The sequence below is a fragment of the Hungatella hominis genome, assembly GCF_014288005.1.
Taxonomy (GTDB): domain Bacteria; phylum Bacillota; class Clostridia; order Lachnospirales; family Lachnospiraceae; genus Hungatella; species Hungatella effluvii.
The window spans coordinates 162,337-176,698 of the sequence record NZ_JACOPB010000010.1 but is presented as its reverse complement, the minus strand read 5'-3'; the positions used below and the strand labels follow the sequence as shown (position 1 = coordinate 176,698).

The 14,362-nt window shown below is 49.3% G+C and carries 11 protein-coding genes; 2 read left to right on the top strand and 9 right to left on the bottom strand.

Annotation, left to right across the window (positions count from 1 at the left end; genetic code table 11):
• Positions 1-228: 228 nt before the first annotated feature.
• The 4 genes from hemW to gpr form a co-directional block, all read right to left on the bottom strand.
• Complete coding sequence (hemW, locus tag H8S75_RS20435; protein ID WP_187023163.1) at positions 229-1,446, bottom strand: radical SAM family heme chaperone HemW; 1,218 nt, start codon at positions 1,444-1,446, stop codon at positions 229-231.
• Positions 1,436-3,250, bottom strand: coding sequence for a translation elongation factor 4 (lepA, locus tag H8S75_RS20430; RefSeq protein ID WP_187023162.1), 1,815 nt, complete (start codon positions 3,248-3,250; stop codon positions 1,436-1,438). The genes hemW and lepA overlap by 11 nt, the downstream gene beginning before the upstream one ends.
• 92 nt (positions 3,251-3,342) lie before the next feature.
• The gene (spoIIP, locus tag H8S75_RS20425; RefSeq protein WP_187023161.1) at positions 3,343-4,776 is read right to left on the bottom strand and encodes a stage II sporulation protein P; all 1,434 of its coding nucleotides are present in this window, start codon (positions 4,774-4,776) and stop codon (positions 3,343-3,345) included.
• A gap of 88 nt (positions 4,777-4,864) precedes the next feature.
• A complete protein-coding gene (gpr, locus tag H8S75_RS20420; RefSeq protein WP_055653997.1) occupies positions 4,865-5,842 on the bottom strand; it encodes a GPR endopeptidase in 978 nt (325 codons plus the stop codon).
• A gap of 277 nt (positions 5,843-6,119) precedes the next feature.
• Between gpr and rpsT the strand changes: the two genes are divergently transcribed.
• Positions 6,120-6,383, top strand: a complete 264-nt coding sequence (gene rpsT / locus H8S75_RS20415) for a 30S ribosomal protein S20 (RefSeq protein WP_055653999.1) — start codon at positions 6,120-6,122, stop codon at positions 6,381-6,383.
• Between the two features lie 425 nt (positions 6,384-6,808).
• Here rpsT and H8S75_RS20410 read toward each other — a convergent pair whose 3' ends face one another.
• Positions 6,809-7,102 (bottom strand): hypothetical protein, encoded by a 294-nt coding sequence (locus H8S75_RS20410; protein WP_187023160.1) that lies wholly within the window; start codon positions 7,100-7,102, stop codon positions 6,809-6,811.
• A 539-nt stretch (positions 7,103-7,641) separates the two neighbouring features.
• On the opposite strand from H8S75_RS20410, the gene H8S75_RS20405 reads away from it, so the two are divergent.
• The gene (locus tag H8S75_RS20405) at positions 7,642-8,283 is read left to right on the top strand and encodes a superoxide dismutase (protein ID WP_187023159.1); all 642 of its coding nucleotides are present in this window, start codon (positions 7,642-7,644) and stop codon (positions 8,281-8,283) included.
• A gap of 105 nt (positions 8,284-8,388) precedes the next feature.
• Here H8S75_RS20405 and holA read toward each other — a convergent pair whose 3' ends face one another.
• From holA to H8S75_RS20385, 4 genes are all read right to left on the bottom strand, one after another.
• Positions 8,389-9,360, bottom strand: coding sequence for a DNA polymerase III subunit delta (holA, locus tag H8S75_RS20400; RefSeq protein ID WP_187023158.1), 972 nt, complete (start codon positions 9,358-9,360; stop codon positions 8,389-8,391).
• Positions 9,361-9,477: 117 nt separating this feature from the next.
• Complete coding sequence (locus H8S75_RS20395; RefSeq protein WP_349768960.1) at positions 9,478-11,817, bottom strand: DNA internalization-related competence protein ComEC/Rec2; 2,340 nt, start codon at positions 11,815-11,817, stop codon at positions 9,478-9,480.
• A gap of 101 nt (positions 11,818-11,918) precedes the next feature.
• Positions 11,919-12,878, bottom strand: a complete 960-nt coding sequence (locus H8S75_RS20390) for a GerMN domain-containing protein (protein WP_187023157.1) — start codon at positions 12,876-12,878, stop codon at positions 11,919-11,921.
• 19 nt (positions 12,879-12,897) lie between these two features.
• Positions 12,898-14,343 carry a sensor histidine kinase gene (locus H8S75_RS20385; protein ID WP_002602460.1) on the bottom strand — a complete coding sequence of 482 codons (1,446 nt, stop codon included), beginning with the start codon at positions 14,341-14,343 and terminating at the stop codon, positions 12,898-12,900.
• Positions 14,344-14,362: the final 19 nt, after the last annotated feature.

Here is a 14,362-nt window from a genome sequence, read left to right as displayed (position 1 = left end):
AACTTATCGTTACTGGCTTTTAGCGCCTCACATCCTTTCACAGTATTTAGCTATAATTTTATACACTTCACAGTTTATAATTTTGTATTAATTATACAATTAAAAGCAAAGCATTAAATACTCTATATTTTTTGTATTAAGGTGGATTATTTTGCTTTTACATAACAAAAGAGAAGAAAAAACGAATTATGCGTTTTTCTTCTCTTCTATATAATTATTAAAATCATATCAATCCAGCAGGAACAAACTCATCGCATAGTTGCTCAAATCAAGTCCCCGCTCGGTCAGATGGTAGTAGCCGTTTTTATGTTCCAGCAGGCCCTCCCGCTCCAGTTTGTCGATCACACCGCCATAGACGTTTCGTATACTCTGTCCGAACCGGGTGATAAAGCCTTCTGCCGATACGCCCCGTGTCAGGCGAAGCCCCAGGAACATGAACTCTTCCATCTTGGACTTTACGCTCAGCTGCTCCATATCCTGTCTGAGTGCCTGACAAAACTCTGCCTCGTCGTCGAGATGGGCCGATACGTAGCTTTGGAAATCGGACGTGTTGTGGAAACGGCATCCCTCCAAATAGGAGGAGGCCCCCAGTCCCAGTCCCAGATACCCGGTTCCGGTCCAGTATCCCACATTGTGGCGGCATTCGAAGCCGGGTCTGGCATAGTTGGATATCTCATACCGCTCATACCCCTGTTCGGCCAGACAGTTCCTGGTCATGTAATACATTTCCCGCTCGGTATCCTCGTCCGGAAGATCCGGAAGCGCCATTAAGCGGCGGCGTTCCTCCGGAGACATCTCATAGCTCTCCATCTCCACATGGCCGCCGTAACGGTCGTAAAAAGGCGTTCCTTCCTCTACAATCAGACTGTAGGCAGATATGTGTTCCGGCTTCAGCATAGCCGTCTTTTTCAGCGTATTCCTCCACGATTCCGGAGTCTGTCCCGGAATGGCGGAAATCAGGTCCACATTGACGTTCGTAAATCCTGCCATGCGCACCCTCTGGAAACTCTTTAAGAATTCGTCGTAGGTGTGGATTCTCCCAAGATAGCGAAGCTCCGTGTCATCCGCCGACTGAAGTCCCATGCTGACGCGGTTGATTCCAGCTTCCCGGTAGGCGACGAGACCTTCCATCTTCACCGTCCCCGGATTGACCTCGATCGTTATCTCCGCATCGGGCGCAATGTCGTAGTGTTCCTTAAGCGTCCCCATGATGGCAGTCATATCGGTCACATCCAGGACAGAAGGCGTTCCCCCTCCCAGAAAAATGGTATCAACCTGATACTCCCGTACAAAGCTGCTCTGAATGCGTATCTCTTCCAGCAGCTTGTCCGTATACTCCCGGCGCATCCGCATATTACCCGGAAACGACAGGAAATCGCAATAGGCGCATTTCTTTGCACAGAAAGGAATGTGCACATAGATTTCCAATTTCTTTTTATTCATCATCTAACTTCAGTACGCTCATAAATGCCTTCTGTGGTATCTCTACGTTACCAATCTGGCGCATACGTTTTTTACCTTCCTTCTGCTTTTCAAGGAGTTTTTTCTTACGGGTTATGTCACCGCCGTAGCACTTGGCAAGTACATCCTTGCGCATGGCCTTGACGGTCTCTCTTGCAATAATCTTTCCTCCAACGGCCGCCTGAATAGGAATCTCAAACAGCTGTCTCGGGATCTCCTCCTTCAGCTTTTCGCACATCCGGCGTCCCCGGTCGTAAGCGGATTCCGCGTGTACGATAAAGGACAGCGCATCCACCTCTTCCTTATTCACCAGGATATCCAGTTTCACCAGTTCGGAACGCTCGTATCCCTTTAAGTCGTAATCGAAGGAGGCGTAACCTCTGGAACGTGATTTCAAAGCGTCAAAGAAGTCATAAATGATCTCATTGAGCGGAAGCTCGTACTTCAAAAGGGCACGGGTTGCTTCCATATATTCCATTCCCAGATAGACGCCGCGTCTCTCCTGGCACAGCTTCATGATCGCTCCCACAAACTCGGTGGTCACCATGATCTCCGCGCTGACAATCGGCTCTTCCATGTATTCGATTTCGGACGGATCAGGGAGGTTTGACGGATTCGTCAGCTGTATCATCTCACCGGTCTTCTTATAGACCCGGTAAATAACACTGGGCGCCGTGGTTACCAGGTCCAGGTTATACTCTCTCTCCAGACGTTCCTGGATAACCTCGAGATGCAGAAGTCCCAGAAAACCGCACCGGAAGCCGAAGCCCAGTGCCAGAGACGTCTCCGGCTCGAAGAACAAGGAGGCATCATTAAGCTGAAGCTTCTCCAGCGCGTCCCTTAAATCGTTGTATCTGGCGCCATCCGCCGGGTACATACCGCAGTACACCATGGAGGTGACTTTCTTATAACCCGGAAGCGGCTTATCACAGGGATTGTCCGCGTCCGTAATCGTATCACCCACGGCGGTGTCCTTCACATTCTTGATACTGGCTGTCACGTAGCCAACCATACCCGCGCTCAGTTCGTCACAGGGGATAAACTGACCCGCGCCGAAATAGCCGACCTCCACAACCTCTTCCACAGCTCCGGTAGCCATCATACGGATTCTGACGCCCTTTTTCACACGGCCTTCCATGATACGGCAGAATACGATGACGCCTTTGTAGGAATCGTACAGAGAGTCAAAGATCAGAGCCTGGAGCGGTGCGTCCGGATTCCCCCTGGGTGCGGGAATCTTCTTCACGATGGCCTCTAAAACCTCCTCAATGTTCTCGCCTGTCTTAGCCGAGATCCTTGGAGCGTCTTGGGCTTCGATTCCGATCACATCCTCAATCTCTCCCACCACACGTTCCGGCTCCGCACTCGGTAAATCGATCTTATTTAGAACCGGAAATACGTCCAGGTCATGATCCAGCGCCAGATAGACATTGGCCAGCGTCTGGGCCTCGATTCCCTGAGATGAATCCACCACGAGCACAGCGCCGTCACAGGCCGCCAGGCTCCGGGACACCTCATAGTTAAAATCTACATGCCCCGGCGTATCGATCATATTGAAAATGTATTCCTCTCCGTCTTCCGCCTTGTATACGGTACGGACGGTCTGGGCCTTGATGGTGATTCCGCGTTCCCGCTCCAAATCCATGTTGTCTAAAACCTGGGCCTGCATTTCCCGGCTTGTCAAAAGTCCGGTCTTCTCTATGATTCTGTCCGCAAGGGTTGACTTCCCATGATCAATATGGGCGATAATGCAAAAATTGCGTATTTTACTCTGGTCAACAGTTGCCATTTACTTTCCTCTTTTCCATTTTTCTGCAGTTGATGATACAAATACAAAATGACACGGCAATGATGTTCCTGCTTTAAAAATATACCATTTTTTTAATTTCCTTGCAACACCATATTCAGAACTTCCGCAAGCGGTTCCATGGCATTTCGTGCTTCCTGGTATGTATTTGTCTGTGCGCCGACCTCAATTAACACGGACCTCGGACGGAGATGGAGATTATACCGGAGACCCTTGATATAAATTTTCCTGGTCAGTCCCGGGAAATAGGCCGCCGCATCCAGCTGCATCTGGAAACTGAATGCCAGATTATCACTCCGGTACGGATTGGGCAGATACTCGATCGGTCCCTCCGGAGTCTGGCTGACGCCATTGAAAAACATGATAGGAGCCGTCGGTTTTCCATTCACCTCATTGACCATGTGAAGGCTTTCATTGACCCCATCCCGGTGCAGATCCAGGATGACCTCTATGGAGGGATTCTCCTGAAGAATCCTCGTGACTCCGTCCAGGGCATATGTATACGCTTTATTCCGGTCCAGCTTTCCGTTCTGGAGGTCATAGACTGATTTGTCATGGATTACATGATATCCCTTGGCCGTCAGAAGCTCCGTCAGATAATTTCCGATCCCAATCACGGTTGCTTCCTTATTATCAGGCCCGTAATCGGAGAATTCCTCCTGGGAATGGGTATGGTAAATTAAAATCTGCGGCTTGTCGTTACTTCCCTCCAGCGTAAAGTCTTTTGCCAGAAATTCATCCGCCTTCATAAGATCACGCCCCGCTGTCGCCGAGGTGTGCACGCTGTAAAAATGCTTCATCATGTAGTCGTAGTCGGCCAGCTGCTCTTTCCTGTAGGTTTTGCCGATGAGAGGCAGGACACTGGCAGCACACGTCATATTATCATCCTTTTTCGGGAGAGCTGCGGCGTTTCCATTGATTCCCGCGTTTTCGCTGACACCTGTGTTTTCGCCATTTCCTGTATTTCCGCTGTCTCCCGCGTTTCCACCACTACCTGTATTTCCGCTGTCTCCCGCGGCTCCATCGCCATTAGCGGCCAGCACCGTCGTGCCGGCCTGCTCCATGGTACCGGCTCCGGTCTCTTCACCGCCGTCATACATCAGGTATTGGTGTTCCTCATAGAATTTTCCGCTTTCCAGATACCCTGCAAATGCCGGATCTTCTTCCTTGTAGTTTATTTCACCGCCCTCTTCCCTGCCCAGATACCGGTACAGGGGTGACTGCCCAAATATGAAGCGGCAGATAAGACCGCTGATGCTTTCCTCTTCCGCTTTCACCATTTTCGTCTCATTTTCTTCTGCCCGTCCGGCTGCCGGATAATTCATACGCCAGATCCACTCAAGCCCGGTATCCGCCTGGCCAATTATCAAGGCAGTAAGCCGCTCTCTGCCTGACGCCCGTCCGGTTCCAGCTGCTCCCCTGATCAAGAGGAGGACGGCAAGTACCAGGCCGGTGATAAGCATCATATGTCTGATGAGCCAGTTAATCCTTCCGCCCTTCTCCTTCATAAACACCTTCCTGCATTTCTTTCACGGCGCCCCGGAAAGAAAAAAGTCCCTCGCTTATATACTATGCAGGAAAATCACCATTTACCCCTTACTCCTCTTCCTCTCCCATAAAAGCGAGATGAATTCCCTCGGAAATGGTATAGCTCAATTCCTTAACCGTCTCATCAATATCCGGAGGAGTCACATAAAGTGGGCCGAATTCCGGCTCCAGCAGTTCCCGGATCAGATCATACTGCTCGTCAGAGCTCATGCTTCCCACAAAATCCCCCATTCCTTTCGTCTCCATCCCCTTAGACAGGGCGGCAATCATGGCGGATACGGTGTCATGAACGATAGCTGCCGCTCCAACCACGGTAGGAACACCGATCGCCATAACCGGAATCCCCAGACTTTCCTTTGTTAAGCTGTGACGGTGGTTGCCAACGCCGGAACCCGGATGAATTCCCGTATCGGTCAGCTGAATGGTGGTTCCCAGCCTTTTCACGCTCCTTGCTGCCAGCGCGTCGATTGCAATAATCAGATTCGGCTTCGTCTCATGAATAATCCCCTTTAAAATTTCCGCGCTCTCCATCCCGGTCTGAGCCATGACGCCTGGAACAATACCGCTGATGACTGGCATACTGCGCCCATTCCAGAACTCATCCCCATACTGCACCTTCAAATGTCTCGTGACCTGAAGATTGTTAAGCACTCTTGGCCCCAGAGAGTCCGGTGTCACAGAGCTGTTGCCGAGGCCGACCACCAGAACATGGAAGCCGGAGGCCCGGTAGTCTTCTCCCTCCAGAAGCTGCCCAATCTGCCGTGCCAGTTCTTCCGAGACCTCTCTGTGGTAGTTTTCATCTTTTCTGGATAACTGGTCAGCCTCCAGTGTTATATAGGAGCCCATCGGTTTCCCCATGGCCTTTTCGCCCTTCTTATCCAGTATTTTCACTTCCGTCATCTTGATCCGGCTGTCCGCCCGATGCCACTCTCTTAAGGATACCCCACTTATTTCTCCGCCATTTCCCGGAAAGCTTTCCTTCTCCTCTACTGCAAGATCTGTCCGAACTTCGAATGTATTTTCCATATTTCTCACCTTTCTTTAACAGATCACGCCCCGTCGGCACCTGCTGTCCGGTCTGCCCCGGCCGGGGCAGACCGGACAGCAGGTGCCGACGGGGCATAAACTGCGACTTTTTTTCTTTTCTCTGGTATTTTCTGCAAAAAATCAGGAATTATGTATTGACAATAGAAGCTTTATTCGTTAAAATACTAAGGTATGTTTACATTGAACTGTCCGTGTCCAGGCTTTGATGCAAAACAAAGAATAACCATATATCAATTAAAATTGGAGGTGTACAGATTTGGCTAACATTAAATCCGCGAAAAAAAGAATTTTAGTTAACGAGACTAAAGCTGCTAGAAACAAAGCGATCAGATCCAGAGTGAAAACATCGATTAAGAAGGTTGACGCTGCTATTACTGCCGGTGACAAGGCTGCTGCACAGGCATGTTTAACAAGCGCAATCGCTGAAATCGATAAGGCTGCTACTAAGGGAGTATATCATAAGAATACTGCTTCCAGAAAAGTATCCCGTATCTCTAAGGCTGTTAACGCAATGGCTTAATTCATAGAAAAACCTGATAATAAAGGAATTCCCCGTTCGGCTTAACCCACTGGATGGGGATTTTTTGTTTTATTATATTTTGATTTGTTATTACTTTGTTGTTGTTTATAAAAAGATTCTAATAATTATAATAGGAAGAAACAGGATATATAATTCCATATGTTCTATTTTTAAGCGCATAAGATATTTTAATAGCCCGGCACGTAAGAATGGATACCAGACTGCTTGAAAAACGATTTAAAAGATATGACCACTGACTCCAGCCAGCGGCATTTTTTTATTTAAGTTGGCTTATATCTAATATCTGCACACCCGATGCGGATATCAACAGATGTAAATACTGTTATAAGGAAACGTGTGGCTGCGGGAAGACCATTCTATCATGAAAACGGTTGATACAAACACAAATACAAATATAAGAATACTTAAGGCGGCCCAAACGGACCGCCCTTTTTATAGATATCATTAGCAACCACAGTTATCCTGCCTGCAGGAGGCATTGTTACAGCCGTCTCTAAATCCGGCCTCATAAGCTTCTTTTCTTTCTCTGGCACATGGATCGAAACAGCAATTATTGTTGTTATTGCTGCAGTTGCAATTCCAATTGTTATTACAATTATTTTCACAGGGATTGTTGCATACGCATCTGCAGCAATTATTACAGCTATTATTACAGCTATTATTACAGCTATTATTTCTACAACCACACCAGTTACCACAGAGACATCTACATATATTACACATAATTTATTTCCCCTTTTTATATATGTTAAATTATAATTTATTATATGCAGAGAGGGGACAAAGGTGACAAGTCGTGATTATTCTGTCCACTGTACCACGAGATTCCCCTGTCTTAAATTATTCGTAACCAGTAATGCCCCCATATGTTGCCAGATCATCCTTCCGGGCTGTACACCTTCTTGCCCATTCTTGTGCGCCTGGCATGAGCAACGGCCCGGTCCCACGGTTAAAATGGTCACTCTTATAAGAAAAGGGCTTATAACGCCTTATTTATCTTATAGTTCAATCTATTTTATCACAATCTTGCTCTACTTTTAAAACATTTTGTCTATTTCAAAAAAATGCATCACAAATAGAAACTATATACGTTATTAAAGTGAGTTGTATTTTGCAGCTCATCCCCCCAGGGGCGGAGGTTATCCTTCTCCTCCTCCGCCCTTTAAAAAAGAAAAGCACTTCTCACGACACGCTTCCCGACAGCATATGATAGAAAAAGCGCATAAGGAAGTTACCCTTGACCAATCTTACTTATCATTATCCATTCACCAATCCCCCGCTGCCATACGCCTATCAGGCACTCGAACCCTATATTGATGAAAAGACCATGAAGCTTCACCACGACCGTCATCTTCAGACTTACGTTGACAATCTCAACAAGGCGCTGGCTGATTACTCCCGTTTTCATAATTGGACGCTGGAACAGCTTATTTACAATATTGCCAGCCTTCCTGAGGAGATCCAGACAGCGGTACGAAATAACGGCGGCGGAGTTTACAACCACCTGCTCTACTTTACCGGCCTGGCTCCCGCTTCGAACCAAATGCCAACCGGTGCACTGGCCGATGCCATCCGCAGGGAATACGGAAGTCTCGACGCCTTTTTAAAGAAGTTTAAGGAGGCTGCGTTATCCGTCTTCGGCTCCGGATACGCCTGGCTGGTAGTCGCCGCAGATGGTTCTCTCATGATTACTACCACGAAAAATCAGGATACTCCGCTCCCACTGGGCTTATGCCCCGTCTTCAATCTCGATGTCTGGGAGCACGCCTACTATTTAAAGCACTATAATCTCAGAGCCGACTATATCGACGATTTATTCCATGTAATAAATTGGGAACAGGCAGGCCAGCGTTATATGGCATGTTTTCAGATACAATAAAATTCAATATCTGAATTTGTATAGAAAAAGGAAGGAAGCTTACCATCAACGGTATCTTCCTTCCTTTTTTTCTTTTTTACTCTGCCATAAAGACTTCTCAACGTCTTAAAATTTTCTTGTAATCAGCAGTTCGACCGCCATCCGGTCATTCAGCCGCCCGGTCTTCACCGCTTCTTCCGCTTCCACGCACTGAGTCACACAGGACAGGATCTGCTCCCGCGTAAATGTCTTGGCCTGGGGCATCATCTTGCCTGCCACAAACGGCGGCACCTTGATTCGGGAAGCAATGGCCCCTTTATCCATTCCCTTTGCCATCAGTTCCTTCACCTGCAGAATCTGATTAAACTGTCTGGCAATCAGAAACATAATTCTCATCGGCGGTTCCTTGAGCGTAAGTAAATCTTCGTACAAATCCATGGCCTTTTTCGTTTGACGGTTCACAATGGCTGTCACCATATCAAATATCTTATTGGTCACACGAACCGTACAGATCGCTTCCACATCCTCGTCCGTAATCACGTCGCGCCCCATAGTGAAGCTTACCAGTTTTTCCAGTTCCATCCGGATATTTTCCATATCATCTCCGGTCATATTTAAAAGAAGCTCCATGGTGCGCCCGGTAATCTTCTTCCCCTCTCTGGCCAGAATTCCTCCTGCCCACCTGGAAAGCTGCGCAAAATCCTGTCTGGCCATCTCCGCTGCATAGCCGATTTCCTTCACCTTTTTGAACATCCGGCTGCGCTTGTCCACTTCAGATTCCACAAAAATGATGCAGGTCGTATCCGGCATCTGGGGCAAATAAGCGACCAGCTCATCTGATGCACCCTTGAAGAATCCACTATCCTCGACCATAATCAGACGTTTTTCCGAGAAGAAAGGCATTGTGTCTGCAAGACTGATGAGTTCGTTCAAATCCAGCCCCTTCCCCTCGAAATAGTTATAATTCATGGTATCATCGCCGGATATGGCGGTTCTCATCTGGTTTTTATAGCTGTTTTTTAAAAATGCCTCATCGCCGTACAGTAAATACACCGGTTTGAAGCTATGATTTTTAATATCCTGAGTGAGATTCTGCATGATGTCTTTCCTCTCTACCTGCCTTTCGTCACTAGTGCCTCCCAGCATATATACGCTGGGAGACACTATACCATTATACTAAGGGAATTCCGATGCGTCAACGAACAAAAACCGCTCTCAATCCAAAAACGCCTTCCACCTCACCATTTTCCCATCCGTCTTCATCGTAATCGCTCCCCTTTCCGCCGTTCCATAGATTTTCACGCTTCGGTCACCCAGACGTTCCAGCACCTCCTTATGAGGATGGCCGTAGGAATTCCCTTCCGCATAGGAAATCACCGCCCATTTAACGCCCAGGGCGTCTAAAAATGTCTCTTCGGAAGAAAACCGGGAACCATGGTGAGCGGTCTTCAATATCTGAATCTCCGAAAGCACGCCCGTTTTTTCCGATAAGGCAGACAAAAGCCGCAGTTCTCCCTCGCCGCTCATATCTCCGGTAAATAAAATATGGCAGTTTCCATAGTCCACCTTCAATACCTCGGACTCCTCGTTCTTATCCGCAGGCAGATCAGAAATTCCCGGATAGAGGCAGGTCACGCCGATCCCTTCCATATAAAAGCTATCTCCAGCTTCAATCAATGATACTTTTGTCCCCCTGGCCCTGGCCAGTTCAGCAAGGCTTAGGAGCGCATCATCTTCCCTTCCCTGGCAGGGCAGAAGCAAATTGCGTATCTCGATCTCCTCACAGGATTCCAGAAGATAGCGAACACCGCTTATATGGTCCAGGTCACCATGACTGACAAAGGCATACTCAATCACCGATACCCCACAGCTCTTCAGACACGGCTCCAGCCGGTACTCTCCCAGCTTCTTCTCCGAAGTACTCCCCCCATCTATCAGCATGGCGCCGCGGCCGGAACGAATCAGAATTCCATCCCCCTGTCCCACATCCAGAAACAGAATCTCCATCCCGTCAACAGGGCGCGGCATCAGAATACAGGGCAGAAATACGCAGATACAGAAAAACAGGACTGTTCTCAGCCATATTGGGCGGGATTTTTCGGCCTCTGCTCTCTTCCCTACCGCTCTCTTCATCCCGATCAGCGCCACCAGCAGCACCATATAGTAAAGAATCACAGCCGCAGCAGCCGGCCTTCCCATCACCAGCGTATGATACGGGAGGCGTTCCGTCCCATGGCAGAGCCATTCATAAAACTGTAGTATATAGTGACCGGTTCCCGCAGCCAGCGCACCCGCCTTACAGGAAATCCCGCCCAGCAGAGCCGTCCCGATCCCGGAGCATATGACGCCTCCCATCAGCGGGATCACCAGCAGATTCAGGAAAATTCCGTAAACAGGGAACTGAAAGAAATCCCACAGAATTACCGGGAGCGTCACCAGCTGAATTGCAGCACTCACCATCAGCGCGCCCAGAATCTTTCGTTCCTTCCCCAGATAATCCTGAATAACAGGAAGCACGCCTCCCACGGCAAAGACAGCGCCGAACGACAGTTGAACACCTCCCTGCGTCAAAAGCTCCGGCGTTTCCCATACCAGCATCAGAAGCGCCAGGGACAGCGCCGACAGGAGATCGTAGGTCCTTCCCAGATAAGAAGCCAGGAAACCGGTAATCATCATGACGACGGCCCGCACCACGGAAGGTGATCCGCCAGTCATCGCGCCGTAGCAGAAGATAAAAGCAGCTCCCGCCAGTCCGGCTCCTTTATAGCCTAAACCGGCTTTTCTTAACAGCTTATATCCCCCCATTCCGATAATTGATAAATGAAGGCCGCTGATGGCCAGCAGATGTGCAATACCGTTCTTCTGATATAAATCCTTAATCTGGCTGTCCAGCGCTTTCTTATCCCCCAAAACGGCCGCAGAAAAGATACCCGCGTCTTCCGCCGCCGCAGATCTCATAATATTCTGCTTCGCCTTTTCCCTGATTTGCCGCAAAAGCTCCGGAAGCGGAGAGACGTCTCCTCCCGAAATCTCCACATCTTCCCCATACATACGGCAGTCCACTCCCTGTCCGCGGTAATAACTCCTGGAATCAAACTCCCCCGGATTCCTGGCGCGTGCAAATAACTCCAGCTTACCTCTCACAGTAACATAACTGCCAATCTTAAAGTCCCGGGCGTCCGGCATATATTCCGCCCCATCCGTTTTCCATGATACCAGGACACAAGGAATCTGCCGGCTCATGCTGAAGGACCGGCCCTCTCCACCCCCCGCCAGCGGCCGCACCACATTTTCCTCAAGCTTAATCTGTACCTTTCCTTCAGCCTCTTCCACTGCACTCACCCGTCCATGCAGCTCCGAATAAATGCCAGCCATCTCCATGCAGGCCCGTTCCCGCGCCTCCCACTTCTGCTTCGTATCCCCTGCCCGTCCCATTCCGAGCAGCACAAAAAGGAGGAACACAGGCAGCCACACGGCACCTTTGCTCCTCCTTTTTTTGCATACTGCACCTGTTCCCGCCGCCAGAAGCGCCAGAAGCGCTGAAATCGCCGGAATCAGAAGTCCCGATGTCAGAGAAAGCAGAACGACGGTCTCTCCAAGTACGAATCCCCCTGCTATCAGACATAATGGACGTTTTATAAATACTTTCCTCCTGTTTACTGCGGACTGTCTTCGTTCTCCGCGTTGTAATCCAAGTTGCGTTCAAACAGCTGGTTTAAGGATATGGAATCCCGGAACATCACATCCTGGGAACCATTGACCGCGATCTGCACTTTATTGACAGATGAAACGGCAGCCAGAGAATTCACAATGGAATAGACTGGGATATATTCCTTAACATCCAGCGAATTATTTAAAAATGATGCGTCAAAATTCAAATAACAGACGTTTTCATTGACCGATACATTTAACAGCTTCGTATCCTTTGGAAGCGTCGCGCCTATTCCCGGCCTGTCCGGCCCGGCGATCAGCTGTTCCACCACCAGCTTCTCCAGTGATGTGGTCACGTTATGTACGACCTCCCGCTGCTCTTTCACCAGCTTTTCTCCGGTGCTGTCTGCAAAATACAGGGTCAGCTCCGTCTTTTCAAACGCGTTGACATTACTGATATTATCGATAAAATCGGCTCCTGTCATGGCGCCCACCGGCACGCCGGTGCTGTCCATCAAAGGCTGCTCCGCCGTATAGATAGCCACGTAGTCCACGCCCTCCGCCTGGGTCAGTGTCCGCACGAGAGCGGCCCTGCATAAGATCTCCCTCGTCGGATTCATCATGGCGTAATTGTTGTCAAAATAGAGGTAGAGTACCGTATCCTCCAGCTTATACCGTTCAAATCCCACTTTATCCGGTACAGCCGACTGGCGGTCTAAATCCTGCGGCACCGTCTTAAGCTGCTCCATCAGATTGGTGATCTTCCAGTCCGTCTCTGTGGCCGTCCCATCCGCCGGCATCTGCGGCATCGTATAGTCCTGTGGTTCCAGCCTCGTCATGGAGGAATTCATATAGTAGATCTGGTACACTTCCTCCGTCTGTTCCTCATTCCCGTCTCTCCTCTGGCAGCCTGCCAGAACGACAAGAAGCACCAGGAGGAGCAGACTGTATATCCATCGTTTCATAAATTACGTCCTCCTGTTTCTATGGAATATAGGTGAGCGGGATTCTCACGGTAAACGTGGTTCCCTCGCCTTCCTTGCTGGTAAGCCGGATCGCTCCCTGATGCATCAGGATAATATTCTTCGTGATGGCGAGGCCCAGGCCGGTACCCCCGGTCTCCCTGGAACGTGCCTTGTCCACGCGGTAAAATCGTTCAAATATGTGCTCCTGGAATTCCTCCGATATGCCGATTCCGGAGTCTGCCACCTTGACGTAAAAAAACTTGTGATCCGCGTCGAGAGTGACGCGCACCCATCCGCCTTCCACGTTATATTTAATGGCGTTTTCCACCAGATTGTTGAGAGCCAGGGACAGTTTTACCTCGTCCACGTCCGCCGTCACCTCACGGATGCTCTCAAAGGTCAGCTCCACATTGCGTTTTCCGGCGATCGGACGGAGTCTCTTTAAAATCAGCTCCAGCAGGCCGTTGACATTCACCTGCGCAATGTTTAACTCGGCCCCCGCCGTCTTGTCCATGCGGACCAGAGACAGAAGGTCGTCGATAATCTTGCTCTCCCGGTCAATCTCGTCCGAGATATCCGTCATAAATTCCCGGTACAGCTCCACCGGTACGTCATCCATACTCATCAGGGAATCTGCCAGAACACGGATGGAGGTGATGGGCGTCTTCAGCTCATGGGATACATTCGATACGAATTCTTCCCTCGACTGGTCCACCGCCTTTAGTTTTTTCAGCGTCTTGCTGATCGATTCCGTGATCTGCCGCGTCTCCGTATATGCGTTGGAGGAGAGTTCCTCATCCAAGTTGCCTTCCTCCACCCGTTTCAGCTTCCACTGCAGCTCCTTAAACGGGTTCATCAGAAGCTTGACGAGAAGCACGACGAGAATCGCCAGGATGGAAAATATCATGAGGTGCAGGAAGCTGCCCTTTTCCGACACGGAGGACAGCCGCGTCAGCAGATCCTCGGTGGACGCCGTCACGATCATGACACCGTCGATTACCTTGTCCTCGCTGTTGGAGTAAACCGGGATCGTCAGAGCCGCGTAATTCTTATCCGAATTATACTTGCTGCTGTTCTCCCCGTTGAAGCATCGGATCACCTCCTCCGATACGTTCAGCTTGCCAAGAGACAATGAAAATGTATCGGAAACAATCCGGAAATTCTTATTGACAATGACAATTCTTCCATTGAACATGTCTGCTTTCACGGACATCTCATTGTCTAACAGCGTATCCCTGGGTTCATTCACCAGGTAGCCGCCCCGCGTCATCTTATTGCTCAGGATCGAGCACTGGTTCTGAATATCCTGTATCCGCGCGTCGATCTGGTTCTGCCTGTAGGTTCCCAGCATGATCTTATTCTGGATCAGCATGGGAGCCAGACCGATGATCAGGAAGAACAGGATCAGCACCAGCCTTAAGCTTACGGTGTGTTTCAGTTTAATCGGTTTTACCTGGAAGAACATCTTAAGCACACCTCCCGGT